This window comes from Agrococcus terreus, from assembly GCF_014645235.1.
GTDB lineage: Bacteria > Actinomycetota > Actinomycetes > Actinomycetales > Microbacteriaceae > Agrococcus > Agrococcus terreus.
This window is the reverse complement of sequence record NZ_BMLM01000001.1, coordinates 1,665,416-1,691,855: the sequence shown is the minus strand read 5'-3', so window position 1 is coordinate 1,691,855 and position 26,440 is coordinate 1,665,416. Positions and strand designations below refer to the sequence as shown.

Sequence of the window (26,440 nt, the reverse complement as noted above, 5' to 3'; positions counted from 1 at the left end):
CCCGCCGGGCGTCAGCCGAGCCGCAGCACGACGTGCACCTCGTCGCCCACGCCGACGCCCTCCGCCCGCTGCACCGCGACCTTGACGGGCAGCAGGTAGCCGCCGTCGCGCGGGAACAGCGAGGTGGTGAAGTCGGTGGCGCCGATGCGGGCGCGCACGGGGATGACGCCCCAGCCGTACGTCAGCTCGCGCGCGGACTCCGCGACGACCTCCGCCTCGTCGGGCGGCAGCGGCACGAACACGAACGGCGCGGGGCCGCGCCACTCGACGGCGATGGCGGCGAACTCGAGCTCCACGAGCGGCACCCTACCGCCGGCCCGTGCCGGCGGCCGCGGGCCTGCGCGGCGCCGATAGCCTGGCTGCATGCCCCGCTCCGCGCTCGCGTCCGTGTTCGCCGTCGTCGGGGCCATGGTCCTCATCATCGGCGTCGCCCTGCTCGTCGTCCGCCCGTGGGAGTCGGCCGCGCCCGCGCTGCCCGCCGCGAGCGCGGAGCCCTCAGGCCCGCCGCCCGCGCTCGTCGACGAGTCGACGCACCTCCTCAACGACGCCGGTCCGGACGCGCCGGTGCTCGTCGAGTTCCTCGACTTCGAGTGCCCCGCGTGCGGCGCGTTCCACCCGATCGTCGACGACCTCGAGGAGCGCTACGGCGACCAGCTGACGATCGCGGTGCGCTACTTCCCGCTGCCGAGCCACCCGAACGCGGTGCCCGCAGCGCTCGCCGCCGAGGCGGCGGCGCAGCAGGACGCCTTCGCGCCGATGCACGACCTCCTGTTCGAGCGCCAGCAGGACTGGTCGGGTGCGCCCGACGCCGACGCCACGTTCCGCGGCTACGCCGAGGAGCTCGGGCTCGACCTCGCCGCGTACGACGCCGCGGTCGCGGACGACGCGACCCTCGAGCGCATCGCGCTCGACGCGAACGCCGGCGTCGCGCTCGGCGTGCAGTCGACGCCCACGTTCTTCCTCGACGGCGAGCAGGTGCAGCTCGAGCGCCTCGAGGACCTCGAGGCCGCCGTGCAGGCCTCGCTCGCGGGCTAGCCGGAGCCGTCGCGGGCGCCTCGGCACCGCGCGGATCCCGCCCTAGACAGAGGACGCCCCCGGCACCGCGGAGGGGAGGTCCGGGCGCCGGGGGCGAAGTCCCGAGCGACGTGTACGCATCGCCGCTCGTCCAGCACGTTCACGGTAATCCTGCAGGCATGGTGACGTCGATGGGGAGAACTCCCCATGGCGGTGCCCGCTTCGGATGGGTAGGGCGCACGACGCCCGGATGCGACGATGGTCGCGTGGCTCGGACCGGTGTCGGCGGGGCCGTCGCTGCGGCCGCCGCGGCGGCGGCGACGGCGCTGCTCTGCGGCTGCGCGACGCCTGCACCCGAGCCGTCGTCGCCTCCCGCTGCGCCGACGGTCCTGCTCGAGGTGCTGCAGCTGCGCGGCGACGTCGCCGACGGCCACGTCCAGCTGCGCGTGACGAACGAGGGCGAGCTCCCGCTCGAGGTCGAGCGCGCCGAGTACCGCTCGAGCCGCTGGAGCGCGCCCATGGTGCACGACGAGCCCGCGACGGTCCCGGCGGGCGCACGACGGAACCTGCGGCTGCAGCTGCCCGAGCCGACCTGCGACGCGGGACCGATCGCGCAGGTCGCGGTGCTCGAGCTCGCCGGCGGCGCGCGCGTCGAGCAGGTGCCCGCCGACCCGCTGGGGCAGCTCGAGGGGCTCGACGACGCAGCGTGCGCGCTCCGGGCGTTCGCGGCGCGCGCCGGCGCCGTGCGCTGGCTGGCGCCGAGCATCCCGGCGGACGGCGCGGGGCCGGCGGTCCTGCGCCTCGAGGTGGCACCGCGCGGCGGCGGTGACGGCGACGTGCTCGGACGCCTCGAGGCGGTGCAGCCGACGCCGCTGCTCGTGCCGGTCGACGGCGACGGGCGCCGGCTCGACGCGCTCCCGCTCGGGGTCGACGTCGTCGCGGGCGCAGCGCCATCCGTCGTCGAGGTGCCGCTCGAGCCGGGCCGCTGCGACCTGCACGCCATCGCCGAGGACAAGCAGGGCACGATCCTCCGCATCGTCGCCGAGCTCGACGGCGAGCGCTCCGACCTCCTGCTGGCGTCGGCCGACGCGCAGCGCGACGCCCTGCTCACGTGGGCCGTCGAGCGCTGCGCGGCGCTCGGCGCCGGGCCCTGATCCGGCCCTGATCGAACGGCGCCGGCCGGATCGATGCTCCCGTCGGCGCCCGGGGAGGACTAGCGTGCATGGGTCGGCGCCGGACGGGCGTCGACGGCAGCGGCGTCGACGACGGCGCGTGCACGATCGGAGCAGGACGATGGCACGAGTGCGCAAGCCCCGCGAGGAGCACCTCGCGAGCGAGCTGGAGAACGACCGGGAGCACCTCGGCGACGAGCTGTCGGCGGTGCAGGACTTCGCCGACGAGGAGTCCGGCTACCACAAGACGCTGCGGCCGCGGCAGATCCAGATGATCGCGATCGGCGGCGCGATCGGCACGGGCCTGTTCCTCGGCGCGGGCGGCCGCCTGGCGCTGTCGGGCCCGGCGCTCGTCCTCGTCTACCTCGTCTGCGGGCTCTTCGCCTTCCTCATCCTGCGGGCCCTCGGCGAGCTCGTGCTGCACCGCCCCTCCTCGGGCTCGTTCGTCTCGTACGCGCGCGAGTTCTTCGGCGAGAAGATGGCGTTCGCGGCCGGCTGGATGTACTTCCTCAACTGGGCGTTCACGGCGATCGTCGACGTCACGGCCGCTGCCCTCTACTTCCGCACCTTCGGCGACCTCTTCCAGGTCGAATGGATGCAGGACACCCCGCAGTGGCTCGCGGCCCTCGTCGCGCTGGTGCTCGTGCTCTCGCTCAACCTCGTCTCCGTGCGGGTGTTCGGCGAGATGGAGTTCTGGTTCGCGATCATCAAGGTCGCGGCGCTCGTGCTCTTCCTCGTCATCGGCGTGGGGTTCCTGCTGCTCGGCGGGCAGACGGAGTACGGCGCGACGGGTCTCGGCGTCATCGCCGACAACGGCGGCTGGTTCCCGGGTGGCGCGATCGCACCCGTGCTCGCGATCTCGGGCGTCGTCTTCGCGTACGCGGCCATCGAGCTCGTCGGCACCGCCGCGGGCGAGACGGCCGACCCGAAGGCGGTCATGCCGAGGGCGGTCAACACCGTCATCGTGCGCATCGCGGTCTTCTACGTCGGCTCGGTGCTGCTGCTCTCGCTGCTGCTGCCGTACACCGCCTACGAGGCGGGCGTGAGCCCCTTCGTGACGTTCTTCGCGAGCATCGGCAACCCCGAGGCGGGCGCGACGAGCGCCGCGATCATGAACTTCGTCGTGCTCACGGCGGCGCTCTCGAGCCTCAACGCCGGCCTCTACTCGACCGGGCGCATCCTGCGGTCGATGGCCGTCAACGGATCGGCGCCGGCGTTCACGAGCCGGATGTCGTCGCACGGCGTGCCCTACGGCGGCATCCTGCTCACGGGCGTCCTGACGCTCGCGGGCGTCGGCCTCAACGCGCTCGTGCCGGAGGACGCGTTCGAGATCGTGCTCGAGGTCGCGGCGCTCGGCATCATCGGCGGCTGGGCGACGATCATGCTCTGCCACATCCAGCTCGTGCGCTGGGCGAAGCAGGGCCGGATCGAGCGGCCCTCGTTCCGCCTGTGGGGCGCGCCCTTCACGAGCTACCTCACGCTCGCGTTCCTGGTGTTCGTGCTCGTGACGATGGGCTTCTCGGAGACCGGGCGCTGGGTGCTGCTCTCGCTGATCGTGCTCGTGCCGGCGCTCGTCGTCGGCTGGTTCGCGGCGCGCCCGCGGATCCTCGCGGCGGCGCAGGCGCGCGAGGGCGTCACGGGGCTCGCGCCCGTGCTCGCGCCGCGGCCGCGCATCCCGGGCGAGCCCGGGCCGACCGCGGCAAACGTCCCCGCGGCGGCGGACGGCGCGGCGGCTGACGGTCCTGCGGCGGACGGCACGGCGGCCGACGACGACGGGCGCCGCTAGCGGGCGACGAGCCGGCGGAGGGCCAGCGCCGCGACCGGCGCGTAGAGCGCAGCGAGCGGCAGCGGCGCGTGGATGCGCGCCCACGCGGCGCTGCCGTCGCCGACGCGCTCGACCCCGTGCTCCATCCGCACGAGCAGCCGGCCGGCGCGCACCGTCCAGGCCCACTCCATCCGGAGGTCGTCGACGGCGTCGACGCGGAAGCGCGCGACGATCCCGCCGACGGCCCGCACGAGGCCGTGCGAGCCCCGGCGGACGCGCTCGTCGCGGCACCGGGTCGCGGTGATCTGCGGCGCCCACCGCGGCCAGATCGCGGGGCGCACGAAGCGCTCCCACGACTCGCGGGCGGGGCGGGCGCCCCTGGCGCGGACCGTGAGCGGATGCGGCATCGCTAGAGCTGCACCACGTCGTTGTCGCCGAGCTCGGGCTGCTCCTTCGTGACGAGGCCCTTGACCACCTGGACCGCGACCGCGACGGCGCCCGGGGAGTCCCAGTACTCGGCGCTCGTCGCGGTGACCTCGAGCAGCCCGTTCTGCGGGTCATCGGGCCCGCCCTGCATCCAGGCGCTCGCCGAGGCGTCCCACAGCTCGCGCAGCTTCGCGCGGTCGTCGCTCCAGCGCGCGGTGCCGGCGAGCGACACCCAGCCCTCCTTCGACGCGTAGTGCACGTTGACGCGCGGGTCGGCCTCGATCGCGGCCACCTTGTCGGTGCCGCGCTCGGTGAGGAACCAGACGGTCCCCGGGTGCTCGAAGTCCTGCGTGCCCATCGGGGTCGACACGAGGTCGCCCTCCGCGGAGCGGTAGGCGAGGGAGGCGATGCGGGTGTCGCGCATGATGGCGGCGACGATGTCGATCGGGTCGGTGTCGGTCATGCGGGCACGCTGGCAGGCGAGCCTGACGGTGGGCCGGGCGGGAGCCGTGCGCCGCCCATGGCCGCGCTCAGCGCCGCGAGCGCCGCATCGCGAGCGCGGCCCGGGCGGCCCACCACGCTGCGACCGCCGTCACGGCGGCGATGAGCACGGCGAGCCCGGCGCCCTTCGCGGCGCTCGAGAGCAGCAGCTCGAGCCGGCCGCCGCCGTCGGCGGCGACGGGCAGCGCCCCGAGCCCCGCGCCGACGGCGGCGACGACGACGAGCGCGACGACCGCGACGGCCGCGCGGCGCGCCTCGTCCGGATGCGCGCGCAGCGGCAGCCGCGAGCGGCGCGCGTGCAGCCACCACGCGATCGCGACGAGGCCGAGCGCGGTGCTCGCGTGCTGGAGCAGGCGTGCCCAGCTGAGGTCGCCGATCCCCGTGGGCGCCTGCAGCACGGGGACCGCCTGCACGACCCAGCCGTCGCCGTGCGTGACGGCGTCCCACGCCAGGTGCGTCGCGATGCCGACCGCGCACGACAGCAGGATCCAGCCGAGGGCGGTGGGCACCGGACGACGCGGCGGGACGAGGCCCGCGGTCGAGGCGGGGAGCGCGGCCCGCACGGGCGCGGCCGTCGCGAGCAGGAGGGCCGTCGCGAGGAGCGCGAGCGGCAGCGAGACGGTCAGCGCGCCGAGCGGCGCGTGGCTCGTGGTCGCGTTGAGGAGGGGCTCGTACCAGGACTGCGCGCTGACGGGGATGCCGAGCCGGCCGAGGAAGTACGGCGCGTCGGGCGCCATCGCGCCAGCGACGAGGGCGGGCGCGCTCCAGGGACGTCGGAGCAGCGGCAGCACCGCGGCCGGGTGCGAGAGGGTGAACGGCACCCGACCATCCTCGCGGCCGCGACCGCACGGGGCTGGATCATCCGCGCGGCGCGCCGACGACCGCGGGCCGCCACGCGGCCGTCGCGACGAGGGCCGCGACGAGCGCCACGCCGCCGAGCACCGCCGCGGTCGCGCCGACGCCGATCGCCGTGCCGAGCACGCCCGCGAGCGGGTAGGTGATGAGGAAGCACGCGTGCGAGAGCGAGAACTGCGCGGCGAAGACCGCCGGGCGGGTCTCGGAGTCGGCGGCGCGCCGCAGCAGGCGCGGTGCGGTCGTGAGGATGCCCGCGTTCGCAGCGCCGAGCACCGCCCACGCCGCGAGGAGCGCGACCCAGCCCGCGCCGAGCAGGATCGCCGCGGCGGCCGCCGCCATCCCGAGCACCGTGAGCCCGGATGCGGCGAGCATGACGCGGCGGTCGTCGATCCGGTCGAGGATGCGGGGGAGGAGCAGCGCGACGAGCATCGAGCCGGCGCCGTAGGCGGCGAGGAGCAGCGCGACGTCGGGCTGCGGGCGGCCGAGCTCGGCCTGCACGAGCACGACCGTGTCGACGATGACGAGCGCCGTCGGTGCGGCGACCACGAGGTCGAGCGCGAGCAGCGCCCGGAGCTCGGGCGTGCGCCAGAAGATGCGGGCGCCGCGCGTGAGGCGGTCGAGGAAGGGCGCGGCGCGCGCGGGCTCGACGACGGGCAGGCGGGCCGCCCCGACGAGCACGGCCGAGAGCGCGAAGCCGAGCACCGTGCCGAGGAAGAGCTCGTGGAACGTGATGAGGGTCAGGAGCGCCGCCGCGAGGGCCGGGCTCACGAGCGCCTCGAGGTCGTACGCGAGGCGCGAGAGCGAGAGCGCCCGCGTGTACTGCCGCTCGTCGGGGAGCACCTCGGGGACGAGCGCCTGGAACGCGGGCGTGAACGTCGCCGACGCGGACTGCAGCACGAGGATGAGGACGTAGACCTGCCACACCTCGGTGACGAGCGGGAGCAGGAGCGCGACGGCGCCGCGCACGACGTCGGCGCCGATGAGCAGCGCCTTGCGGGGCACCCGCCACGTGAGGGCGGCGAGCACGGGGCCGGCGCCGACGTAGGCGACCATCTTGATGGTCAGGGCGAGGCCGAGCACGAGGCCGGCGTCGTCGCCCGCGATGTCGAACGCGAGCAGGCCGAGCGCCACGGTGAGGAGGCCGGTGCCGAGCAGCGCGACGACCTGCGCGGAGAACAGCCGGCGGTACGTCGGGTTCGCGAGCACCGACCGCAGCGAGCCCTCTGTCTGCGTAGTTGCGTTCATGCGCACATGATGACACACCGAGTGCCGCCAACGCGCGCGGTGATCCGGTCAGCCGCCGCCGGCCGCCTCGAGCAGGTGCACTCGCACCGCCTCGTCGGCCGTCATCGCCGCTGCGCGGGCCGCGGCCGCTCGCGCGTCGTCGGCCCGACCCGCGGCGGCGAGCAGCGCCGCGCGCACCGACCACCAGGCCTGCATCGGCCGCTCGTCGCCGAGCGCGGCGAGGCCCGTCTCCGGCCCGTCGAGCCGGCCGACGACCGCGGCGCGCGCGATCGCGGCGCCCGCAGTCGGAGCGCGGAGCAGGAGCGCGTCGTAGAGCGTGCGCAGCGCCGCCCAGTCGGTCGCGCCCGTCTCGCGCCGCGCGCAGTGCACGGCCTGGATGGCCGCCTCGAGCTCGAAGCGCCCCGGCGCGCCGGCGCCCTGCGCGCGTCGCAGCGCCGCTCGGCCCTCGGCCAGCAGCGCCGCATCCCACGCCGCCGGATCCTGTTCGTCGAGGGGCACGAACGACGCCGTCCGCCGCGCGAGCGACAGCGAGACGACCGCCGCGAGGCCCCAGGCCTCCCGCTCGTCGCCGAGCGCCGCCGCGAGCGCCATCGCCGCGTGGCGCGCCTCGCCCGCCATCGACCGCGCGTCGTCGCGCCAGGTGAGCGCGGCGCAGCCGTAGATCGCCTCGAGCACGGCGTCGAGGCGCTCCGGCATCGCGCGGCGGGCGCCCGCAGCGCATCGCGCTGCCGGTTGCGGGCGACGGTGAGGATCCACGCCTCCGGCCGCTCCGGCACGCCGTCGTCCGGCCAGCGTCGCAGCGCCTCCTCGAGCGCCGCCTGCAGCGCGTCCTCGGCGAGCGCGTGGGCGCCGCGAGGGCGCCGCGAGGATCGAGACGAGCCGCGCACGCGACTCGCGGGCGACCCTCGCGGCGACCGCGGCCGCATCCGTCGCGGCGCCGGTCACGGCGCGCCCGTCACCTGGCCCGTCACAGGGCGCCGACCCAGCGCCCGTCGACGACGTGGGTGGCGCTCGGCCGCACCTCGACGGCGCCCCAGCCGACGCTCGGCGCCCGCTTCGCCCACTCGATCGCCGCGTCGAGGTCGGCGACCTCGATGACGAAGGTGCCGCCGAGCTGCTCCTTCGAGTCCGCGAACGGGCCGTCCTGCACGCGCAGCGCGCCGTCGACCTCGCGCAGCGTCGTGGTCGCGTGCGAGGGCTGGAGCACCTCGCCGCTCACGAGCACGCCCGCGGCGTGGAGCGTCGCGGCGTAGTCGGCGAAGGCCGCGCGGCCCGCCTCCATCGACGCCTCGTCGAGCTCGCCGAGCATCTCGGGGTAGTGCAGCAGCAGCGTGCAGCGCATCGTCGACTCCTCGCGGTCGATCGCTCCGGTCGTGGCCTCTGCGGCGATCCTGGCATCGGTCGTGGTGGTGTCGCTCATGTCGATCTCCTCCGTCTGGGATGCGGGACGCATCTGGGTGGATGACGATCGAGCACCGCGCCGATCGACACATCCCGGTCGACAGATCCGCCCGGATCCGTCCTCAGGCCCCCTCGGGCGGGTGCGATAGCAGGTCGCCGAGATCGGCGAGGTAGCGCTCGAGCGGCACCGGGGCGTCGGTGCCCCAGCGCACGGTCGCCTCGCCGTCGCGGATGCGCAGCGGGCCGTCGCCGCCGATGAGCGACTCGTCGAGGGGGATCGGCACGATGCCGTGGTTGACGGTCTCGCCCATGCGGAAGCCGCCGCGCAGCGCAGCGGCGCGGAACGCGCGCCGCTGCTCGGCCGAGCTCGAGAGGTGCTGCGGCCGGCCCGGCTCGGCGACGCGGGTCGAGAGGCCGGTGCTCCAAAGCTGGCCGTCGGCGTCGAGGAGCAGCGCCCCGAGCCGCCACGCACGGCCGATCCGTCGCATCCTGGGCGCGCGGGCGATGCCGAGCACTGGGCGCGGCTCCACGAGCTCGGCGAGCGCCTCCTCGCGGGCCCCGGCCGCCGCGAGCCGGGAGGCCGCGTCGCGCAGCGCGGCGCGGGCGCCCTCGAGCGCCGCGGCGTCGGCGTCGGTCACGCGGCGCGCCGCTCCGGCACGCGCCGCTGGGGCATGCGGATGCGTCCCGCGGCCAGCAGCATGACTCCGGCGACGGCGATGGAGGCGGGCCAGAGCGGCGCGAGCCGGAGGCCGAGCATCGCCAGCTCCTCCGTGGGCCCGATCGACGCGAGCGCCGCCACCGCCTGGCACAGGGCGACGAGCACGAGCGCCCAGCGCGCCGGTCCCGGCACGCGCCCGGCCGCGAGCACCGCGACGGCGGCCGCGAGCGCGAGCCCGAGGAGCACGAGCGGCACCAGCGTGCCGACCGGCAGCGGGAGCGGACCCTCCGGGGGCAGCACGGACAGCAGGTTCGGCACGAGCCACGCGGCGCCCGAGGCGACGACGAGCGCGATCGCCGGGAGCCGTCGGCCCGCGATCCCGCGCTCGGCGCCGATGCCGATGCCGAGCACCGCCATGCCCGCGAAGAGCAGCAGCGCGGCGACCGCCGGCACGAGGGCGCCGGCGAGCGCGGGCTGCAGCCAGACCGGGGCGTCGAGCGCGGGGGCGGAGGCGTGGAGCAGCGCGACGCTGCCGGCGATCGCGAGCAGCGCGCCGCCGAGCAGCAGCGTGCGGTGCGGGATGCGGTCTGCGTCCATCGGCGGCTCCGGTGCCTGGGGAGTGCGGGGCAGTGCCCCCGGATCGATGGCCCGACTGTAGCAACGGAGGTCGCGGCGGCGCGGGAGGTGCGAGGATCGGCGGGTGACCGATGCATCCCCTCGCCCCGCCGCCGATCCCGACCTCACCGCCGCGACGGCGATGTGGGCGGCGTACGCCGCCGCGCACCCGGAGGCGGTCGCCGCGGCCCCCGGGCACACCGTGGAGGGCTTCGGCGACTCGGCAGCGCTCGCCGACGAGCTGCTGGGCCTCGTCCTCTCGGGCCGCAAGCGCGCCACGGCCGAGCTCGTCTCGGAGTTCCTCGCGCGCGGCGACGCGCTGCCCGCGATCGGCTCGCACTGGATCGCGTGCGACGGCGCGGGCGTGCCGCGCATCGTCATCCGCAGCACCGAGCTGCGCATCGGCCCGTTCGCGAGCGCCGACGCCGCCTTCGCGGCCGACGAGGCGGAGGACGACGGCTCGCTCGAGGCGTGGCGCGAGGGCCACGCGCGGTACTGGCGGCGCACCGCTGCCGCGCGCGGGGCGACGTGGTCGGAGGACGACGAGATCGTCTTCGAGCGCTTCGTCGTCGTGTGGCCGCCGGAGCACGCCGACGGCCCCGTCCGCGCCGGCTGACGGCCGCCGCACCGCGCGTCGGGTGCGCGCGTCGGCGGCGCGTGGCATCGTTCGAGCCATGACGCGATTCGAGGGCGACGACCTCTCGGGCGCCGAGCTCGTCGGCGTGCGGCTGCGCGGCGCGCGATTCGTGCGCACCGACCTCTCCGGCGCGGTGATGCGCGGCGTCGAGCTCGCGGGCGCCGACATCGACGCGCCCTGGCTGCTCGACGGCCACAGCACGCTGCTCGTGAACGGCGTCGATGTCGCGCCGCTCGTCGACACCGCGCTCGACGTGCGCTACCCCGGCCGGGGGCTGCGACGCGCCGAGGAGCTCGCCGGGCTCCGCGAGAGCTGGGACGCGGTGCAGCGCACGTGGCACGCGTCGATCGCGCGCGCCGAGGCGCTGCCGGACGGTGCCGTCGACGAGCGCGTCGCGGGGGAGTGGTCGTTCTCGCAGACGCTGCGGCATCTCGTGATGGCGACGGATGCGTGGCTGCGCCGCGGGATCCTGGGCATCGATGCGCCGTTCCACCCGATCGGCCAGCCCAACGAGGAGTACGCCGCCGACGGCAACGACCCCGCGGTGTTCTCGGAGGCGTCGCCGAGCTGGGCGCGGGTGCTCGAGGTGCGCGCCGAGCGCGTCGCAATGGTCGACGCGCTGCTGCGCGATGCGACGCCCGAGCTGCTCGACGAGCCGCGCCGGAACACGTGGGCGCCGGAGTTCCCCGAGACGGTCCGCTCCTGCCTCCACACGATCCTCGAGGAGGAGTGGGAGCACCACCGCTACGCCGAGCGCGACCTCGCGGTGCTCGAGGCGCGCGCTCGGAGCTGAGCCGACAGGGCTGGGCCGGCGGGGTGGCGAGCCGGGCGCTGAGGCTCTCGAGCAGCGTGCCCGGGCACTCGTGCCGCCCCGTGAGCGACTCGAGCCCGCCGCGATGCGCTGGGACGAGCCCTGGCGCGGCGCGCGCGAGCGGCTCCGCGCCGCGGGCACCCTCGTGGCCTGACGCGGACCGCCGCGATCGGGCGCGCGCCTCAGCGGTGGGCCCTGGCGCGCTCAGCCGGCGGGCTCGCTGGGCGCCGTGCCGGTGTCGCCGCCCGGCGCCGGCTCCTCCGGCGCGGGCTCCGTCGGCGCGGGATCGACCGGAGCCGGATCGACCGGTGCGGGCTCGGTCGGCGCGGGCTCGACGGGAGCTGGCTCGGTCGGCGTCGGCTCTGCGGGCGCCGTCGGCGCGGGCGCGTCGGGCGTCGGGGTGGGGGTCGGCGTCGGCGACGGCGCCTCGTCCGTCGGCGCGGCGGGCTCGTCGGGCGCGGGCGCGTCGGGCGCATCCTCGGTCGGCGCGCCGGGCGGCGCGGAGGCGGTGGCGGCCGGTGGCTCGGGCGTCTGGCTCGTCGTCGCCTCGCCCTCCGCGGGCGCCTGCTGGCTCGTCATCGCCACGGCGGCGCCGCCTGCGGCGACGGCCACGACCGCGCCCGCGGCGACGATCCACGCGGCCTTCCTGCGCTTGCGCAGCGGTGCGGCGGGGGCTGTGACGTCGGCCCCCGTCGCGGCCGCCGGCAGCCCGGCCCCGATCGGCACGGCACGGGTCGCCGCCTCGCCCTCGTCCGACGCGTCGGACCGTGCCGCCGTGGGCAGCGGCGCCGTCGACGCCGCGACGATGCCCGCGACCTCGGTCGGCGTCGCGATCGCCGCGGTCTCGACGGCGATCGGCAGCGCGGCGTCCGGCCCGGAGGCGGGAGCGGCGTCGAGCCGGGCCGCCACCTCCGCGGCGGTCGGCCGCGCCTCGGGGTCGCGCGCCGTCATGGCGGCCAGCAGCGCCGTCCAGGGGGCGCCGAGGGAGACGGGGATGACGGGGTCGCGCACGAGCCGGGCCGAGACCGCCTCGAGCAGCGGCCCCTCGAACTCCTGGCGCCCGGTGAGCGACTCGAGCAGGACGAGGCCGAGCGAGTACACGTCGGCCGGCGGGCCCACGCGTTGGCCGCTCGTCTGCTCCGGGCTCAGGTAGCCGGCGCTGCCGAGCACGGTGCCGGTGGCGGTGATGCGGGTGGAATCGACGAGCGCCGCGATGCCGAAGTCGGCGAGCTTGGCGGCGAAGGCGCGGCCGGGGCCGGGGGAGGGGCCGAGCAGGATGTTGGCGGGCTTGACGTCGCGGTGCACGACGCCGTGCTCGTGCACGACGGCGAGCGCCTGCGAGAGGTCGAGCGCCATCGCCGCGACCTCGTCGGCCTCGATCGGTCCCTCCGCGAGCCGGGTCGCGAGCGAGGGGCCGTCGACGAGCTCCATGACGAGGCACGTGACCGGGGCGGCGTCGACGTGCGCCTCGGCGGCGTCGAAGAGCGTGACGAGCGCGCGGTGGTCGAGCGAGGCGAGCAGCTGCAGCTCGGCGCGCTCGCGCTGCGCGGCGGCGGGATCGGCGTGGCCGCCGGCGAGCACCTTGACGGCGACGGGCCTGCCGAGCACCTCGTCGGTCGCGCGGTACACGGCGGCCATGCCGCCCGCGCCGACCAGGGCGTCCACCCGGTAGCGCTCGGCGAGCAGCGTGCCCGGCTCCAGGGCCCCGTGTGCGTGCATCGCGTCCTCCAGTGCTGTGCACGGCCCGCGTGGTGCGCGCGGGTCGCGCGGCGGTCGCAGGGCGGATCTCGGAACCCCGAACCCCGGCATCCTCGCAGGCCCGCCGGTGCGCGGCCTGGGAGCGCTGCCGCGAGCGCCGGATCAGGTGCCGTCGCGCTGCACCGAGGAGAGCTCGCCCGTGACCGGCTCGCCGGAGACGCGCGCGGTGCGCCACGTGTCGACCGCGATCACGAGGCCCAGGATCACGAGCGAGATGCCGAGCGAGCCGAGCACGTCGGTGAGCCAGTGGTAGCCGAGGTACAGGCGGCTGTAGATCTGCGTGACGATGCCCGCGACGGCGAGCACGAGGAGCGCGACGCGCACCCACGTGCGGCGCTCGCGCGACGCGACGAGGAAGGCGGTGATGAGCAGGAAGTCGCAGGCGCCGAGCACGTGGCCCGAGGGGAACGAGAACGTGCGGTCGACGTGGAGCAGCATCTCGTCGACCGGCGGCCGCGGGTGCTGCACGATCGGCGCCATGGTGAGCGCCGTCACCACCCCGACGCCCATCCCGCACCACAGCAGGAACGGCCGCCACGCGTGGGTGGCGAAGATCGCCCAGGCGACGCCGACGACGAGCACGATGACGGGCATCGCGACGGGGCCGAAGACGAAGGCGAGCACGGCCATCACCGAGGTCTCCTGCGCGTCGCGCAGGGTGAGGATCCACTGCCGCACCGGGTCGTCGAGGAGGGCGGCGCCGCCCCCGGTGAGGACGCCGACGAGCATCGTCGTGAAGATCGCCGCGCCGACGACCGCGACGAAGACCGCGCCGGTGTAGAGCGCGCGTCGCTCCTCGCGCGGGATGTAGCGCTCCTCGACCGTCAGCTTCCGGCGCCAGGCGGTCATCCGGCTCGTGTCGGCCTCGGTGCGGGTTGCGTGCATGGGGTCACTGTAGGGCCGCACCGACCAGACTGCGTCCAGCGCACGGCGGTACGGTCGTCGGCGGCCCGCTCCGCAGCACCGATCGTCCCAGGGCCGGACGCAGGAGGCCCGCATGTCCGATGGCACCCAGATGGGCGCAGGCACCGAGTCGCAGCTCCGACGGGACTGGTCGCCCCCCGTCGTCTGGCGGCAGCTGAGCAAGCCGGTCTTCATCCCCGCGATCGTGCTCATCGTCGCGCTCACGACGTTCGCCATCGTGTACTCGCAGACCGGCGGCGACGCGTTCACGGTGCTCAACCAGGCCATCACGAGCGGCGTCGGCTGGTGGTACATCCTCGCGGCCTCGGCCTTCGTGATCTTCGCCCTCTACGTCGGGCTCTCCCGCATCGGCAGCATCCGCCTCGGACGCGACGACGAGGAGCCGGAGTTCTCGACGGTGTCGTGGTTCACGATGCTGTTCTCGGCGGGCATGGGCATCGGCCTCGTCTTCTACTCGGTCGCCGAGCCGCTGTCGCACATGACGACGCCGCCGGAGGGTGCGGGCGTCGAGCCCGGCACCGCAACGGCCGGCCGCCTCGCGATGGACCTCACCCTGTACCACTGGGGCCTGCACGCCTGGGCGATCTACGTCGTCGTCGGGCTCGGCCTCGCCTACATGACCTTCCGCCGCGGCCGGCCGCTCTCGATCCGCTGGCTGCTCGAGCCGATGCTCGGCCGGGACCGCGTCGAGGGCTGGATGGGGCACGCGATCGACGTCGTCGCCATCGTCGGCACGGTGTTCGGCGTCGCGACCTCGCTGGGACTCGGCGTGCAGCAGATCATGGCGGGCTTCGAGTTCCTCGGCTGGCTCGAGGCGACGCCGGGGCTCTCGATCGCGCTCATCGCGGGAGTCTCGGCGCTCGCAGCGTTCTCGGTCGTGTCCGGCCTCGACCGCGGTCTCAAGTGGCTCTCGAACATCAACATGTCGCTCGCGGCCGTGCTCGCGCTCTTCGTGCTCGCCCTCGGGCCGACGCTCGTGATCCTGCAGTCGATGGTCGCGAACACCGGCTCCTACATCGCGTCGCTGCCCGGCATCGGCCTCGAGACGTGGCCGCTCGCGACCGACGGCTGGGCGGGCGCCTGGACGATCTTCTACTGGGGCTGGTGGATGAGCTGGGCGCCGTTCGTCGGCATGTTCATCGCCCGCATCTCCCGAGGCCGCACCATCCGGCAGTTCGTGTTCGGCGTGCTGCTGGCGCCGACGATCATCGGCATCCTCTGGTTCTCGATCTTCGGCGACTCCGCGATCCTGCGGCAGCTGACCGAGGGCGACATGCTCGTGGACGGCGAGGTCGACACGAACACGTCGCTGTTCCACCTGCTCGAGACGTACCCGCTCGCGACGATCACGAGCGTGCTCGCGATCGTCATCATCGTCTTCTTCTTCGTGACGTCGGCCGACTCCGGTGCGCTCGTCGTCGACATCCTCGCCACCGGCGGGGCGACCACGACGCCGCGCCTCACGCGGCTCCTCTGGGTCGCGATCGCGGCCGGCGCGGCGGGCGTGCTCCTCGTCGTCGGCGGCTCCGAAGCGCTCACCGCACTCCAGACGGCGGCGATCGCCACGGCCGTGCCGTTCTCGATCATCATGGTGCTCGCGTGCATCTCGCTGCTGCGCGCCTTCCACTACGAGGTGGCCAACACGCCGCGCTACATGCGGGCGCGCATCGCCTCGGGCGGCGGGCTGCAGCTCGGCGGCGAGGCGCCGGCCGCGCCGGAGGCGGCACCGCGCCGCAGCTGGCGGCGCGAGATCTCGACGACCTTCGCCGGCCTGTCGCGGCGCGAGGAGGAGCCGGCGCCCACCGCGCCGTCGGGCGAGTTCCTCGTCGCGCTCCACGAGGTGCCCTCCGCCGCGGTCGACCTCGACGCCGACGGCGTCGCGACCCTCGACGAGGAGCGGGTGGTGCAGGACCCCATCGCCGGCGAGGTCTTCGACACCCCGGAGTTCGCGGCATCGCAGGCCGCACTCGACCTCGAGCAGGCCGAGGCCGAGGCCCGGGCCGACGGGGCCGCGGGCGAGGCGACGGACGAGGGGGACGCGGAGCGCCGCTGACGGCCGCGCCCCGCGCGGGTCAGGCGCGCTCCACGGGCAGCCAGAGCTCCGTCGTGGCGGTGCTCCAGTCGTCCGCGCGATCCAGCACGGCGACGATCGACGGTCCGGGGCGGAGCCGCCACGGGTTCGACGGGAACCACTCCGCTGCCGTCGCCGCCCACGTCGCCTGCAGGGCGCCGGGGTGCGCGCCCGAGCTGCGGAACGCCGCCCAGGTGCCGGCCGGCACGGCGATGGCGTCGAGGTCGTCGGGCACGGTCGCGGCCGCCTCGACGGCGACGCCGTGGAGGTAGGTCAGCTCCGTGCCCTCCCGTGCGTCGGGATCGACGTCGGCGGTGACCTGCAGGAGGCCCGCGGGCTCTGCACCGCTCAGCGCGCGCAGCCGAGCGTGCTGCTCGGCAGGAATCGACGCGACGTGGGCCCGGATGTGCGGGTTCACCCCCTCGTGGATGAGCGGCACCCGCGCGGCGAGGCCGATGAGGCGGAAGGCGGGGCGTTCTGCGATGCGGACGTCCATGGACGTGCTCCCTTCGACGGTCAGGCGGAACCTGAGCTGCTGCTGCGATCGGAGGGGGCCGCCATGCTCGCGCACCTCGCGCGGCGTGGCGCCGTGCACGGCCGCGAACGCACGGCCGAAGGCCTCGGTCGAGCCGTAGCCGTGCCGCACCGCCACGTCCAGCGGCTCGTCGCCGCGCAGCACGTCGGCGGCTGCCGCGGTCATGCGGCGCCGCCGCACGTACTCCGACAGCGGCAGGCCGGCGAGCGACGAGAACATGCGGCGCAGGTGGTGCTCGGTCGTCCCGACGGAGCGCGCGAGCGACGCCACGTCAGGGTCGTCCGCGAGCGACGCCTCGACGACCGCGACGACGCGGTTCAGGTGCTCGATCATGTCGGTCCTCCTCCGCATCCGAGCCTGGCGGGCGGTGACGGTGCGCACCCGATCATCCCGGACCGCTCGGATCGGGCGCTTGCGCGACCGACGGCGGTCGGCGACGCTGGCCGCATGGCGCGGCTGCACTACGGCATGATCACGTCGCTCGACGGCTACGCGGTCGCGGCCGACGGCGACCTCGGGCGCGGCGCCGAGGACGAGGAGGTGCACGCCTTCATCGGCGATGCGTTCCGCGACGTCGGCACCTTCCTGTACGGCCGGCGCATGTACGAGACGATGCTCTTCTGGGAGACCGTCCACGAGCAGCCCGACGTGCCGCAGCACATCCTCGACTACGCGCGCGACTGGCGCGCCGCCGAGAAGGTCGTCTTCTCGACGAGGCTCGAGCGCGTGGCGAGCGAGTGCACACGCGTGGTGCGGTCGTTCGAGCCGGAGGCCGTGCGGCGGCTCAAGGACGCGTCGCCGCACGACCTCTCGATCGACGGCCCGACGCTCGCGGCGCGGGCGATCCGGGCAGGCCTCGTCGACGAGTACCACCTGTTCATGACCACGAGCGTGGTCGGCGGAGGCACGCGCTTCTTCCCCGACGGCGTGCGGCTCGACCTCGAGCTCGTCGAGCAGCGGGCCTTCGCGAACGGGCTGCTCTACGCGCGCTACCGCGCGCGCTGAGCGCTCGGCGCGCCGGCTACTGGGCGCGGTGGCCGCGGCCGCCCGGCGCGGCGTCGATGACGCGGCGGTCGAGCGTCGAGGCGGCGAGCGCGGCGACGAGCGCGACGGTCGCGAGGGTGCCGAGCGCCACGAGGCCGAGCACCACGAGGTTCATCGGCTCGTCGAGCGGGACGATCGCGTCGTGGGCGGCTTCCGTGATCAGGCGCATGCCGCCAGCCTACCGGCCGTCGGCCGAGGAGCGCCCGAGGGGCTGTGCTCGGCGGCCTCGCTCGGCTCCAGTCCGGACATGCGTCAGCGAGCATCCCTCATCGTCATGGCAGCCCTCGGGTCGATCGGCGTGCTCGCCGGCTGCGCCGCGAGCGGGGGAGCGGCGCCCGCACCGAGCGACGAGGCGAGCACCGCGGCGGACGCCGCGCCGACGGCTGCGCCGACGCCGCCCGACGTGTTCGCGCAGGCGGCTGCACTCGAGGCCGCCGCCGAGGGCCTGTCGGTCGATCCCGTGGCGCAGGCGCGCGCCGACGGGTGGCTCGACTCGCTGCCCATGCCGGACGAGGCCGTCGCCTGGGACGAGGATCCGGGCACCGCGCCCGGTCTCGACTGGGCGTCCACCGACTGGTGGTGCGCGCCGATGGCATTCGCCGACCGCTACTGGGCGGTCGACGGCTGGACGGTGGCCGACACCCACGATCGGCTCGCCGCGAACGTCGCCGACGGGCTGATCGCGACGGGCACGATGCCGATGGAGCACGACCCGGCGCTGACGAGCGGGCTCATCGGCCACGTGCCCGACCTCGCGTCGCTCGAGGGCATGGCGATCGAGTTCGCGCCGAGCGACGACGGCATCGTGATCCACGCCCACGCCGGTGCGTTCGGCGAGGCCACCGCGTGCCCGACGCCGGCGCCGGGCGAGGGCCTCGGCGGCCCCGGGCAGGGCTGACCCGGCCGTCCAGCCGGGCCGCTAGCTGTATCCGGTCATGACGTTGGTGGCACTGCTGGTGGCATGAGGAGGACCCCCGCGGGTTGAGTGGAGTTGTTCACGCTTCACCGACCAACGGAGGTCCTCGTGTCCCACGCTAATGCTCGTCTGACCCCGCGCGGGAGGCGGTTGATCATCGACCGGCACCTGGCCGGCTGGCGGCAGGCCCACATCGCGGCAGCGATGGGCTGCTCGCGCCGCTGCGTCGCTCGCTGGATCGGCCGCTGGCGCGTCGAGGGCGACGCCGGGCTCGTCGACCGTTCGTCCCGGCCCCGACGGTCCCCGACGCGCTCGCCGGCCGCAGTCGAGGAGCGGGTGCTCGCGCTGCGCTCGGCCGAGCGGCTGGGCCGCGACCGGATCGCGGAGCTCGTGCCGGTCGCGCCGCGGACCGTCTCGCGCATCCTCGCCCGCCGCGGCGCCCCGCCGCTGTCGGCCTTGGATCCGATGACCGGGCAGCTGATCCGGTCCTCGAAGCAGACGGCGACCCGCTACGAGCGCGAGCGGCCCGGCGAGCTGGTCCACATGGACGTCAAGAAGCTCGGCCGCATCCCGGACGGCGGCGGCTGGCGCGCGAACGGCCGCGGCGGGCCCGGCGACAACCGAGACCGCAAGCACGGCCTCGGCTACGACTACATCCACGCCGTCGTCGACGACCACTCCCGGCTCGCCTACGCCGAGATCCACGCCGACGAGAAGGGCGCGACCGCGGCCGGGGTCCTGACCCGCGCAGCCGACCACTTCGCCAGCCACGGCCTCGACCGCATCGAGCAGGTCATCACCGACAACGCGTTCGCCTACCGCCACTCGCGCGCGTTCCGCACCGCGGTCGCGGCGCTCGGGGCGGAGCAGCTGTTCATCAAGCCCCGCTGCCCCTGGCAGAACGGCAAGGTCGAACGCTTCAACCGCACCCTCGCCACCGAATGGGCCTACCGGCGACCGTTCACCAGCAACGCCGACCGCACGGCAGCCCTTGCGCCCTGGCTCGAGCACTACAACACTCGACGCACCCACTCCGCCCACGGCACACCACCCGCCAGCAGAACGCAACCAACCTGCTGACCGGGTACAGCTAGCCGGTGACCTCGAGCGTGCCGGTCATCGAACTCGGGTGCGGGTCGCACAGGTACTCGTAGGTGCCCGGCTCGAGCGTGACCTCGACGGTCGAGGTGTCGCTGCCCGCCACGTCCGTCGCGATGTCGACGCCGCCCGGTCCCATGAGGTGGAAGTTGTGCATCGTCGACTCGTCGACGAAGGTCAGCTCGTAGTCGCCGGCGGGCACCGAGGTGACGGGCTGGCCATCGGCGTCGGTGATGGAGATCTCGTAGGCCTCGGGGTCGTCGGCGGTGCCGACCACGGCCATCAGCGCCATCGACGATGCGTCGTCGCTGCCGCTGCCGCTGCCTGCGTCGCTCGTCGCGCCGGTCGTGGCGCTCGGCGGCGCCTCGGTGGAGGAGGCGTCGGGGGTCGCGGGGCTGCTGCACCCGGCGAGGAGCAGGGCCGCGGCGACGGCAGCGAGGGTGGGGCGGATGCGAGCCATGGGACGACCTCCTGGTGGTGCGGCGTCGGTGCCGCGTCGGCGGGGACGCTACGCCCCGCGGGTGCGAGGCACCCGGGAACGTCGCTGCGAGGGGTTCGGTGCGGACGCCGGCGCGGATGGGCGCGATCGAGCCGGCGAACGCCCCGCGCGGGCCTAGGGTCGGGGCATGCGCGAGGTCTGGGACGCCGAGGCGGAGCGGTACGACGAGCCGGCCGACCACGGCCTCCGCGACCCCGACGTGCGCGAGGCATGGCGCAGCCTCCTCGTGCAGGTCGTCGGTGACGCGCCGTGCGACGTGGCGGACCTCGGCTGCGGCACGGGGAGCCTCGTGGTGCTGCTCGCGGGGGAGGGGCACCGCGTCACCGGCATCGACCTCTCGCCTGCGATGCTCGCGCAGGCGAGGGCGAAGGCCCACGGCGTCGAGCCGCGACCGGTGCTGCTCGAGGCCGACGCGTCGGCGCCGCCCCTGGCGCCGCGCTCGTTCGACGTCGTGCTCTCGCGCCACGTGCTGTGGGCGACGCCGGACCCCGCGGTCGCGCTCGACCGCTGGCTCGCGCTGCTGCGGCCGGGCGGCCGGCTCGTGCTGGTCGAGGGCCGCTGGTCGACGGGCGCGGGCCTGACGGCGGCGGACTGCGAGGCCCTGGTGCAGGCTCGGCGCGCGCACGTCGAGCTGACGCACCTCGCCGGTCCGGCCCTCTGGGGTCGGCCGATCGACGACGAGCGCTACCTGCTCGTGAGCGATCGCTGACCCGTCGCGCCCGCCGCCGCTAGCGTGAGCGGATGGCGCAGCTGCGGGTCCACAACCTCGCCGTCTCGATCGACGGCTTCGCGACGGGGGAGGGGCGCACGGTCGAGGCGCCCTTCGGGCACGCGGGCGGGCGCCTGATGTCGTGGTTCTTCCCGACCCGGACGTTCGTGGCGATGGCCGGCCACGAGGACGAGGCGGTGGGCGAGGGCGCGCGCGGCGTCGACGACGCGTTCGCGGCCGCCACGGAGATCGGGATCGGCGCCGAGATCATGGGGCGCGGCAAGTTCGGCCCGCAGACCGGCCCGTGGCAGGACCACGAGTGGCAGGGCTGGTGGGGGCCCGAGCCGCCCTTCCACACCCCGGTCGTCGTCCTCACCCACCATCCGCGGCCCGACCTCGTGCTCGGCGGGACGACGTTCACGTTCCGCGACCTCGCGCCCGCGGAGGCGCTCGCGCTCGCCGCCGAGCTCGCCGACGGGCGCGACGTGCGGCTCGGCGGCGGCCCCACGACGGTCCGCGCGTTCCTGGAGGCCGACCTCGTCGACCTCCTGCACGTCGTGGTGGTGCCGATCGTGCTCGGCCGCGGCGTCCGCCTGTGGGACGGGCTCGAGGGCCTCGAGGATCGCTTCGACGTCGAGACGACCGCGTCGCCGACCGGTGTCGTGCACCAGGTCTGGACGCGACGCCGCTGAGCCACCTCCGTCCGGCGGGCCGGGCGTCAGTCGCCGCCGAGCTCGTGCTCGAGCTCCTGCCGGTTGCGCCGCGTCGGGCGGAACATCCGCAGCTCGACCTCGATCGGCTCGGCCGCCGCGCTCGGGCCGCCGTCGCGCACGAAGGAGCAGACCGCGGCGTTCGTGTCGGCATCGAGCACCTCGCCGATCCACACCGGCTCCTCGTCGGGCGGCACGACCACCACCACGTTCGAGCGCTCGCAGGCGTCGAGGCACGCGCTCGGCAGCACGCGGGCGACGCCCTCGAGCCGCTCGCGCGCCTCGCGCAGCAGCCCGACGTGGTCGATGTCCGGATGCTTGGCGCGGCTGCCGCAGTCGCCACCGCGGCAGACGACGACGGTCGTGCCGGCCGCATCCGCCGCCTGCTCGCGCCGCCGCTTCGCCCGTGCCATCCCGACAGCATGCCGGACAGCGCCCGGGCGTTCGGCGCAGCACACCGACCGGGTCGAGGGTTCGGAAGGCCGACGCCCGGTTGCCCGTCGGCCGCGGCGCTGATGGACTGACGCCATGGTCGACGACGCCCCGCCCGCCCGCCGCGCCTTCTGGGTCGATCCCGCCGACGATCCGCGCGAGACCGACGAGCTACCGGTGGGGGAGGTGGTGACGCTGCGCCAGTACCTCGACCGGTACCGGACGACCTTCGCGATGAAGTGCGATGGGCTGACGCCGGCGCAGCTGGCGGATCGGTCGGTCCCGCCGAGCACGATGAGCCTCCTCGGGCTCGTCCGGCACCTCGCGCGCATGGAGCACCACTGGTTCCGGCGCACGCTCGAGGGGCAGGGCGAGCTGCCGCCGCTCTACGCGAGCACCGAGGAACCCGACCTCGACTTCGACGGAGCGGTGCCGACGGAGGAGTGCGTGGGGGAGGCGTGGCGGTCGTGGGAGCGCGAGGTGGCGCACGCGCGGGCCGTGTACGCGCGGTACGACGACCTCGGCCATCGCTTCATCCCGGGAGAGCCGTGGGAGGCGCGGGGCGTCGTCGTGCACATGCTCGAGGAGTACGCGCGCCACTGCGGGCACGCGGACCTGCTGCGCGAGCGCATCGACGGCCGCACGGGGCAGTGAGGATCCGTGCCGCGGTGGGGCCAGCCGCCGGGGGAGCGCCGGGCGGGCGGTCCTAGGCTCGAGCCATGCACGCCCGCCCGATCGATCCTCGCGACCAGACGCACCAGGAGGATGAGCCCACGTACCGCGTCTACTTCTGGGACGACCGGACCGGTGGACTCTCCAACGATGAGTGGGAGCTCCGCGGCGCCGATGTCGACGAGGTGCTCGCGTGGGCTGAGGCCAACGCGCACGGCCGGTCGCCAAGCGTCTGGGCTGTGACCCGCGCAGCGGATGACGTCCTGCTGGTCCGACTCCGCGGCATCGACCTGGATCGCGTCGATGCGTCGAGCTGGCCGAAGCATGCCGCGCGGTGGACCCCGACGATTTCTTGACCGACCCCTTCAGCACCGCCGCCGGGGCAGTGCAGACCCGTCGGCCGCGAGCCTTGATCCGACATAATGTGCATTATCGGCGCTATCGACGTGCGGCGAGAAGCGGGTCCGCGCGGCCCGGCTGACGCCGCGGCCCGATGCGGCGCGCCGGCTCAGGCCATCAGGATCGGACCGGTCTCCGGCGCGTCGTGCTCGTCGATGCGGTCGACGGCCTCGGCCATGCGCTCGAGGAAGATCGCCACGGCTCGGCGCTCGTCGTCGCTCAGCGCGTCGACGATGTCGATCATCCGCCGATGCATCGCGCCGAGCGTCGCACGCACCTCGTCGTCGGTGTCGGTGGTCGGCACGACGATCGTGGCGCGCCGGTCGTCCGGGTGCGGCTCGCGGCGTACGTGGCCCGTCTTGACGAGGCGGTCGACGAGCGCCGTGACAGAGGCGGATGCGAGGCCGAGCGCCGTCGCGAGGTCGCGCTGCCGCATGAGCTCGCCGTTGCGCTGCGCCTGCAGCAGCAGCCGCAGGGCCAGCAGGTCGGTCTCGCCCATCGCCATCGACGAGCGCGTCCGCGCCCGCATGGCGGCCTCCGCCGATCGGTACCGGCGCAGCAGGTTGAGGACGTCGACGCTCGACGGCGACCCGTGCTCCGGGTACCAGTACCCGCTCGAGGTCCGGGCGTGCATCTCGGTCGTCATGGCGTCGTTCTCCTCTCCTGGAGCAAGTTTGCCACAGGTCGGTAGAGCGTTGTATCTTTCGATCGACGAACTAACCGTTTCCGGTCGAAGGGACATGCACCATGACGCAGCTGATGGTCGCGAGCTCCACCGCCATCCTCGGCACTGCGCACAGCGGCGCCGCCGACCTCGTCTGGGCGACGCCCGGCGAGGACCTGTGGGTCGCCTCGCGCCACGCCGACGGCACCACGACGTTCCACGGCTTCATCGAGCACGCGTTCGGCGAGTACGTCGCCGTCGACGGCGAGGGCGCGTCCCTCGGCCGCCACGCGACGCTCGAGGCGGCGCAGGCGGCCTTCACGGCCGGCCGCGCGTGAGCGCGGCGACGACGCTGCGGGAGCCTGCCGCTCCCCCGGTGCCCACGATCGTCGCCCCGGTGCTCCGGCGCCCCTGGCTCTCCGCCGGCGCGCGCGTCGTCGCGATCGGCCGCTGAGCCGGCGGACAGCCGTCCGCTGACCGACGGTCAGGCGCCCACGTACGCGGCCAGGTGCTCGCCCGTGAGGGTCGAGCGCTCGTCGACGAGCCGCTGCGGCGCGCCCGAGAACACGACGCGGCCGCCGTCGGTCCCTGCGCCCGGGCCCAGGTCGACGATCCAGTCGGCGTGCGCCATGACTGCCTGGTGGTGCTCGATCACGATGACGGACTTGCCGGACTCGACGAGCCGGTCGAGCAGCCCGAGCAGGTTCTCGACGTCGGCGAGGTGCAGGCCGGTCGTCGGCTCGTCGAGCACGTAGACGCCGCCCCGCTCCCCCAGGTGGGTCGCGAGCTTCAGCCGCTGCCGCTCGCCGCCCGAGAGCGTGTTGAGCGGCTGGCCGAGCTTCACGTAGCCGAGGCCGACGTCCACCATGCGGACCAGGATGGCGTGCGCCGCGGGCAGCGCCGCGTCGCCCTCGGCGAAGAACGCCGACGCCTCCGCGACGCTCATGTCGAGCACCTCGCTGATGTCGCGGCCCCCGAGCCGGTACTCGAGCACGGCCGCCTGGAAGCGCTTGCCCTCGCACTCGTCGCACGGCGTCGACACCGTGTCCATGAACCCGAGATCGGTGACGATCACGCCCGCGCCGTTGCACACGGGGCACGCGCCCTCCGAGTTGGCGCTGAAGAGCGCCGGCTTCACGCCGTTCGCCTTCGCGAACGCCTTCCGGATGGGCTCGAGCAGGCCCGTGTAGGTGGCCGGGTTCGAGCGCCGCGAGCCGCGGATCGCGCCCTGGTCGATCGCCACGACCCCGTCGCGCGGCGCGATCTCGCCGTGGATGAGCGAGCTCTTGCCCGAGCCGGCGACGCCCGTGACGACGCACAGCACGCCGAGCGGCAGGTCGACGTCGACGTCCTGGAGGTTGTTGCCGCTCGCGCCGCGCACCTCGAGCCATCCGCTCGGCTCGCGCACGGCGTCCTTGAGCGTCGCGCGGTCGTCGAGGTGGCGCCCCGTGAGCGTGCCGCTCGCCCGCAGCGCCTCGACGGTGCCCTCGAAGCAGATCTCGCCGCCGTGCGAGCCCGCGCCGGGACCGAGGTCGACGACGTGGTCGGCGATCGCGATCGTCTCCGGCTTGTGCTCCACGACGAGCACGGTGTTGCCCTTGTCGCGCAGGCGCTCGAGCAGCCGGTTCATGCGCTGGATGTCGTGCGGGTGGAGGCCCACGGTCGGCTCGTCGAAGACGTACGTGACATCGGTGAGCGACGAGCCCAGGTGCCGGATCATCTTCGTGCGCTGCGCCTCGCCGCCCGAGAGCGTGCCGGAGGGCCGCTCGAGCGAGAGGTAGCCGAGGCCGATGCCGACGAAGGAGTCGAGCAGGTGCGAGAGCCCGCGCAGCAGCGGCGCGACCGAGGGCTCGTCGAGCCCGCGCACCCACTCGGCGAGCACGTCGATCTGCATGCGGCACGCGTCGGCGATCGAGACGCCGGCGATGCGCGACTCGCGCGCGTGCGCCGCGAGCCGGGTGCCGTCGCAGTCGGGGCAGGTCTGGAAGGTGACGGCGCGGTCGACGAAGGCGCCGATGTGCGGCTGCATCGACTCGCGGTCCTTCTGCAGCATCGACTTCTGCACCTTGGGCACGAGGCCCTCGTACGTCATGTTGATGTTCTCGAGCTTCACCTTGCGGGCGCTGCCGTAGAGGAAGTCGTCGCGCTGCTTCGCCGTGAACTCGCGCACCGGCACGTCGAGCGGCACGACCGCGCCGAAGATCTTCACGTACCAGCCGTCGGCCGTGTAGCCGGGCACCGTGATGGCGCCCTCGAGCAGCGCCTTCGAGTCGTCGACGAGCTGTGTCAGGTCGATGTCGGTCACGGAGCCCATGCCCTCGCAGCGCGGGCACATGCCGCCGAGCACGCTGAACTCCGCCCGCTCCTTGGTCGTGCGTCCGGCCTTCTCGACCGTCACGGCGCCCTTGCCGGAGACCGAGGGCACGTTGAACGAGAACGCGTTGGGCGAGCCGACGTGCGGCTGCCCGAGGCGCGAGAACAGCATCCGCAGCATCGCGTTCGCGTCGGTGACGGTGCCGACGGTCGAGCGCGAGTTCGCGCCCATCCGCTCCTGGTCGACGATGATCGCGGTCGTGAGCCCCTCGAGCACGTCGACGTCGGGCCGCGCCATCGTCGGCATGAAGCCCTGCACGAAGGTGCTGTACGTCTCGTTGATCATGCGCTGCGACTCGGCGGCGATCGTGCCGAAGACGAGCGATGACTTGCCGGATCCGGAGACGCCCGTGAACACCGTCAGCCGGCGCTTCGGCAGCTCGACGCTGATGTCCTTGAGGTTGTGCTCGCGGGCGCCCTCGACGCGGATGCGCTCGTGGCTGTCGGCGGCGTGCGCGTCGGTGGGGACGTGTGCGGTGCGGTCGGGCGCGCTCATGGGATCTCCGTCCGGCGTGGAGGTGCGAGGATCCGATGCA

At 74.9% G+C, this 26,440-nt stretch carries 31 protein-coding genes and 1 pseudogene; 14 read left to right on the top strand and 18 right to left on the bottom strand.

Translation table 11 applies throughout. The features are described from left to right. Positions 1–11: 11 nt before the first annotated feature. Entirely contained in the window at positions 12–296 is a 285-nt protein-coding gene (locus IEW90_RS08205; protein WP_229679554.1) for a DUF1905 domain-containing protein, read from the bottom strand. Between the two features lie 67 nt (positions 297–363). Between IEW90_RS08205 and IEW90_RS08200 the strand changes: the two genes are divergently transcribed. From IEW90_RS08200 to IEW90_RS08190, 3 genes are all read left to right on the top strand, one after another. Next, on the top strand, positions 364–1,035 hold the full coding sequence (locus IEW90_RS08200) for a DsbA family protein (protein WP_188717661.1): 672 nt from the start codon (positions 364–366) through the stop codon (positions 1,033–1,035). 245 nt (positions 1,036–1,280) lie between these two features. Beyond that, the gene (locus tag IEW90_RS08195; RefSeq protein ID WP_188717660.1) at positions 1,281–2,168 is read left to right on the top strand and encodes a hypothetical protein; all 888 of its coding nucleotides are present in this window, start codon (positions 1,281–1,283) and stop codon (positions 2,166–2,168) included. 139 nt (positions 2,169–2,307) lie between these two features. Then, positions 2,308–3,972, top strand: coding sequence for an amino acid permease (locus IEW90_RS08190; protein WP_188717659.1), 1,665 nt, complete (start codon positions 2,308–2,310; stop codon positions 3,970–3,972). Here IEW90_RS08190 and IEW90_RS08185 read toward each other — a convergent pair. The 9 genes and pseudogenes from IEW90_RS08185 to IEW90_RS08150 all read right to left on the bottom strand — a co-directional run bounded on the left by IEW90_RS08185 (position 3,969) and on the right by IEW90_RS08150 (position 9,634). Beyond that, positions 3,969–4,358 (bottom strand): SRPBCC family protein, encoded by a 390-nt coding sequence (locus IEW90_RS08185; RefSeq protein WP_188717658.1) that lies wholly within the window; start codon positions 4,356–4,358, stop codon positions 3,969–3,971. The two genes, IEW90_RS08190 and IEW90_RS08185, sit on opposite strands and share 4 nt — an antisense overlap. Positions 4,359–4,360: 2 nt before the next feature. Next, a complete protein-coding gene (locus IEW90_RS08180) occupies positions 4,361–4,840 on the bottom strand; it encodes a pyridoxamine 5'-phosphate oxidase family protein (protein ID WP_188717657.1) in 480 nt (159 codons plus the stop codon). 67 nt (positions 4,841–4,907) lie between these two features. Continuing rightward, entirely contained in the window at positions 4,908–5,699 is a 792-nt protein-coding gene (locus tag IEW90_RS08175) for a DUF4184 family protein (protein WP_188717656.1), read from the bottom strand. Between the two features lie 37 nt (positions 5,700–5,736). Then, entirely contained in the window at positions 5,737–6,978 is a 1,242-nt protein-coding gene (locus IEW90_RS08170) for an MFS transporter (RefSeq protein ID WP_188717655.1), read from the bottom strand. A 48-nt stretch (positions 6,979–7,026) separates the two neighbouring features. Next, a complete protein-coding gene (locus IEW90_RS08165; protein WP_229679553.1) occupies positions 7,027–7,674 on the bottom strand; it encodes a DUF6596 domain-containing protein in 648 nt (215 codons plus the stop codon). A gap of 71 nt (positions 7,675–7,745) precedes the next feature. After that, a pseudogene (locus tag IEW90_RS13835) lies at positions 7,746–7,904 on the bottom strand (RNA polymerase subunit sigma-70); the annotation flags it as partial. Positions 7,905–7,945: 41 nt separating this feature from the next. Continuing rightward, positions 7,946–8,398, bottom strand: a complete 453-nt coding sequence (locus tag IEW90_RS08160; RefSeq protein WP_308421870.1) for a YciI family protein — start codon at positions 8,396–8,398, stop codon at positions 7,946–7,948. A 103-nt stretch (positions 8,399–8,501) separates the two neighbouring features. Then, positions 8,502–9,017, bottom strand: a complete 516-nt coding sequence (locus IEW90_RS08155; protein WP_188717654.1) for a hypothetical protein — start codon at positions 9,015–9,017, stop codon at positions 8,502–8,504. After that, positions 9,014–9,634 (bottom strand): hypothetical protein, encoded by a 621-nt coding sequence (locus tag IEW90_RS08150; RefSeq protein ID WP_188717653.1) that lies wholly within the window; start codon positions 9,632–9,634, stop codon positions 9,014–9,016. Before IEW90_RS08150 ends, IEW90_RS08155 begins: the two co-directional genes overlap by 4 nt. 160 nt (positions 9,635–9,794) lie before the next feature. Between IEW90_RS08150 and IEW90_RS08145 the strand changes: the two genes are divergently transcribed. Together IEW90_RS08145 and IEW90_RS08140 are read left to right on the top strand one after the other, a co-directional pair. Beyond that, positions 9,795–10,268, top strand: coding sequence for an ASCH domain-containing protein (locus IEW90_RS08145; protein WP_188718089.1), 474 nt, complete (start codon positions 9,795–9,797; stop codon positions 10,266–10,268). 58 nt (positions 10,269–10,326) lie between these two features. Continuing rightward, the gene (locus IEW90_RS08140) at positions 10,327–11,082 is read left to right on the top strand and encodes a DinB family protein (RefSeq protein ID WP_188717652.1); all 756 of its coding nucleotides are present in this window, start codon (positions 10,327–10,329) and stop codon (positions 11,080–11,082) included. A gap of 222 nt (positions 11,083–11,304) precedes the next feature. Here the strand turns inward: IEW90_RS08140 and IEW90_RS08135 are convergent, their stop codons facing one another. Next, positions 11,305–12,819, bottom strand: a complete 1,515-nt coding sequence (locus IEW90_RS08135; RefSeq protein WP_188717651.1) for a serine/threonine-protein kinase — start codon at positions 12,817–12,819, stop codon at positions 11,305–11,307. A gap of 141 nt (positions 12,820–12,960) precedes the next feature. Further along, positions 12,961–13,743, bottom strand: a complete 783-nt coding sequence (locus tag IEW90_RS08130; RefSeq protein WP_229679551.1) for a phosphatase PAP2 family protein — start codon at positions 13,741–13,743, stop codon at positions 12,961–12,963. Positions 13,744–13,855: 112 nt separating this feature from the next. Between IEW90_RS08130 and IEW90_RS08125 the strand changes: the two genes are divergently transcribed. Further along, a complete protein-coding gene (locus tag IEW90_RS08125; protein ID WP_229679550.1) occupies positions 13,856–15,835 on the top strand; it encodes a BCCT family transporter in 1,980 nt (659 codons plus the stop codon). Positions 15,836–15,854: 19 nt separating this feature from the next. Here the strand turns inward: IEW90_RS08125 and IEW90_RS08120 are convergent, their stop codons facing one another. Next, positions 15,855–16,721 (bottom strand): AraC family transcriptional regulator, encoded by an 867-nt coding sequence (locus IEW90_RS08120; protein ID WP_188717650.1) that lies wholly within the window; start codon positions 16,719–16,721, stop codon positions 15,855–15,857. Positions 16,722–16,835: 114 nt separating this feature from the next. Here IEW90_RS08120 and IEW90_RS08115 point away from each other — a divergent pair, with 114 nt between their 5' ends. Next, positions 16,836–17,393 (top strand): dihydrofolate reductase family protein, encoded by a 558-nt coding sequence (locus IEW90_RS08115; RefSeq protein ID WP_188717649.1) that lies wholly within the window; start codon positions 16,836–16,838, stop codon positions 17,391–17,393. Between the two features lie 16 nt (positions 17,394–17,409). On the opposite strand, the gene IEW90_RS08110 is transcribed toward IEW90_RS08115, so the two are convergent. Then, entirely contained in the window at positions 17,410–17,601 is a 192-nt protein-coding gene (locus IEW90_RS08110; protein WP_188717648.1) for a hypothetical protein, read from the bottom strand. Positions 17,602–17,706: 105 nt separating this feature from the next. On the opposite strand from IEW90_RS08110, the gene IEW90_RS08105 reads away from it, so the two are divergent. Together IEW90_RS08105 and IEW90_RS08100 are read left to right on the top strand one after the other, a co-directional pair. Continuing rightward, positions 17,707–18,330 (top strand): hypothetical protein, encoded by a 624-nt coding sequence (locus IEW90_RS08105; protein WP_188717647.1) that lies wholly within the window; start codon positions 17,707–17,709, stop codon positions 18,328–18,330. A gap of 126 nt (positions 18,331–18,456) precedes the next feature. Then, complete coding sequence (locus tag IEW90_RS08100) at positions 18,457–19,428, top strand: IS481 family transposase (protein ID WP_188717646.1); 972 nt, start codon at positions 18,457–18,459, stop codon at positions 19,426–19,428. A 10-nt stretch (positions 19,429–19,438) separates the two neighbouring features. Here IEW90_RS08100 and IEW90_RS08095 read toward each other — a convergent pair whose 3' ends face one another. After that, a complete protein-coding gene (locus IEW90_RS08095; protein ID WP_188717645.1) occupies positions 19,439–19,906 on the bottom strand; it encodes a cupredoxin domain-containing protein in 468 nt (155 codons plus the stop codon). Positions 19,907–20,072: 166 nt separating this feature from the next. Between IEW90_RS08095 and IEW90_RS08090 the strand changes: the two genes are divergently transcribed. Both IEW90_RS08090 and IEW90_RS08085 read left to right on the top strand, forming a co-directional pair. Further along, the gene (locus IEW90_RS08090; protein WP_188717644.1) at positions 20,073–20,654 is read left to right on the top strand and encodes a class I SAM-dependent methyltransferase; all 582 of its coding nucleotides are present in this window, start codon (positions 20,073–20,075) and stop codon (positions 20,652–20,654) included. Between the two features lie 32 nt (positions 20,655–20,686). Further along, positions 20,687–21,346 (top strand): dihydrofolate reductase family protein, encoded by a 660-nt coding sequence (locus IEW90_RS08085; RefSeq protein WP_188717643.1) that lies wholly within the window; start codon positions 20,687–20,689, stop codon positions 21,344–21,346. Positions 21,347–21,372: 26 nt separating this feature from the next. Here the strand turns inward: IEW90_RS08085 and IEW90_RS08080 are convergent, their stop codons facing one another. After that, entirely contained in the window at positions 21,373–21,777 is a 405-nt protein-coding gene (locus IEW90_RS08080; RefSeq protein WP_188717642.1) for a hypothetical protein, read from the bottom strand. A gap of 115 nt (positions 21,778–21,892) precedes the next feature. Between IEW90_RS08080 and IEW90_RS08075 the strand changes: the two genes are divergently transcribed. Together IEW90_RS08075 and IEW90_RS08070 are read left to right on the top strand one after the other, a co-directional pair. Next, entirely contained in the window at positions 21,893–22,450 is a 558-nt protein-coding gene (locus tag IEW90_RS08075) for a DinB family protein (protein WP_188717641.1), read from the top strand. A gap of 65 nt (positions 22,451–22,515) precedes the next feature. Beyond that, positions 22,516–22,824, top strand: coding sequence for a hypothetical protein (locus IEW90_RS08070; RefSeq protein WP_188717640.1), 309 nt, complete (start codon positions 22,516–22,518; stop codon positions 22,822–22,824). Positions 22,825–22,976: 152 nt separating this feature from the next. Here the strand turns inward: IEW90_RS08070 and IEW90_RS08065 are convergent, their stop codons facing one another. Then, positions 22,977–23,513: a MarR family winged helix-turn-helix transcriptional regulator gene (locus IEW90_RS08065; protein ID WP_188717639.1), complete on the bottom strand. Its 537-nt coding sequence runs from the start codon at positions 23,511–23,513 to the stop codon at positions 22,977–22,979. A gap of 101 nt (positions 23,514–23,614) precedes the next feature. On the opposite strand from IEW90_RS08065, the gene IEW90_RS08060 reads away from it, so the two are divergent. Continuing rightward, positions 23,615–23,869 carry a hypothetical protein gene (locus tag IEW90_RS08060; protein WP_188717638.1) on the top strand — a complete coding sequence of 85 codons (255 nt, stop codon included), beginning with the start codon at positions 23,615–23,617 and terminating at the stop codon, positions 23,867–23,869. A gap of 146 nt (positions 23,870–24,015) precedes the next feature. Here the strand turns inward: IEW90_RS08060 and IEW90_RS08055 are convergent, their stop codons facing one another. After that, complete coding sequence (locus IEW90_RS08055; RefSeq protein ID WP_188717637.1) at positions 24,016–26,400, bottom strand: ATP-binding cassette domain-containing protein; 2,385 nt, start codon at positions 26,398–26,400, stop codon at positions 24,016–24,018. Positions 26,401–26,440: the final 40 nt, after the last annotated feature.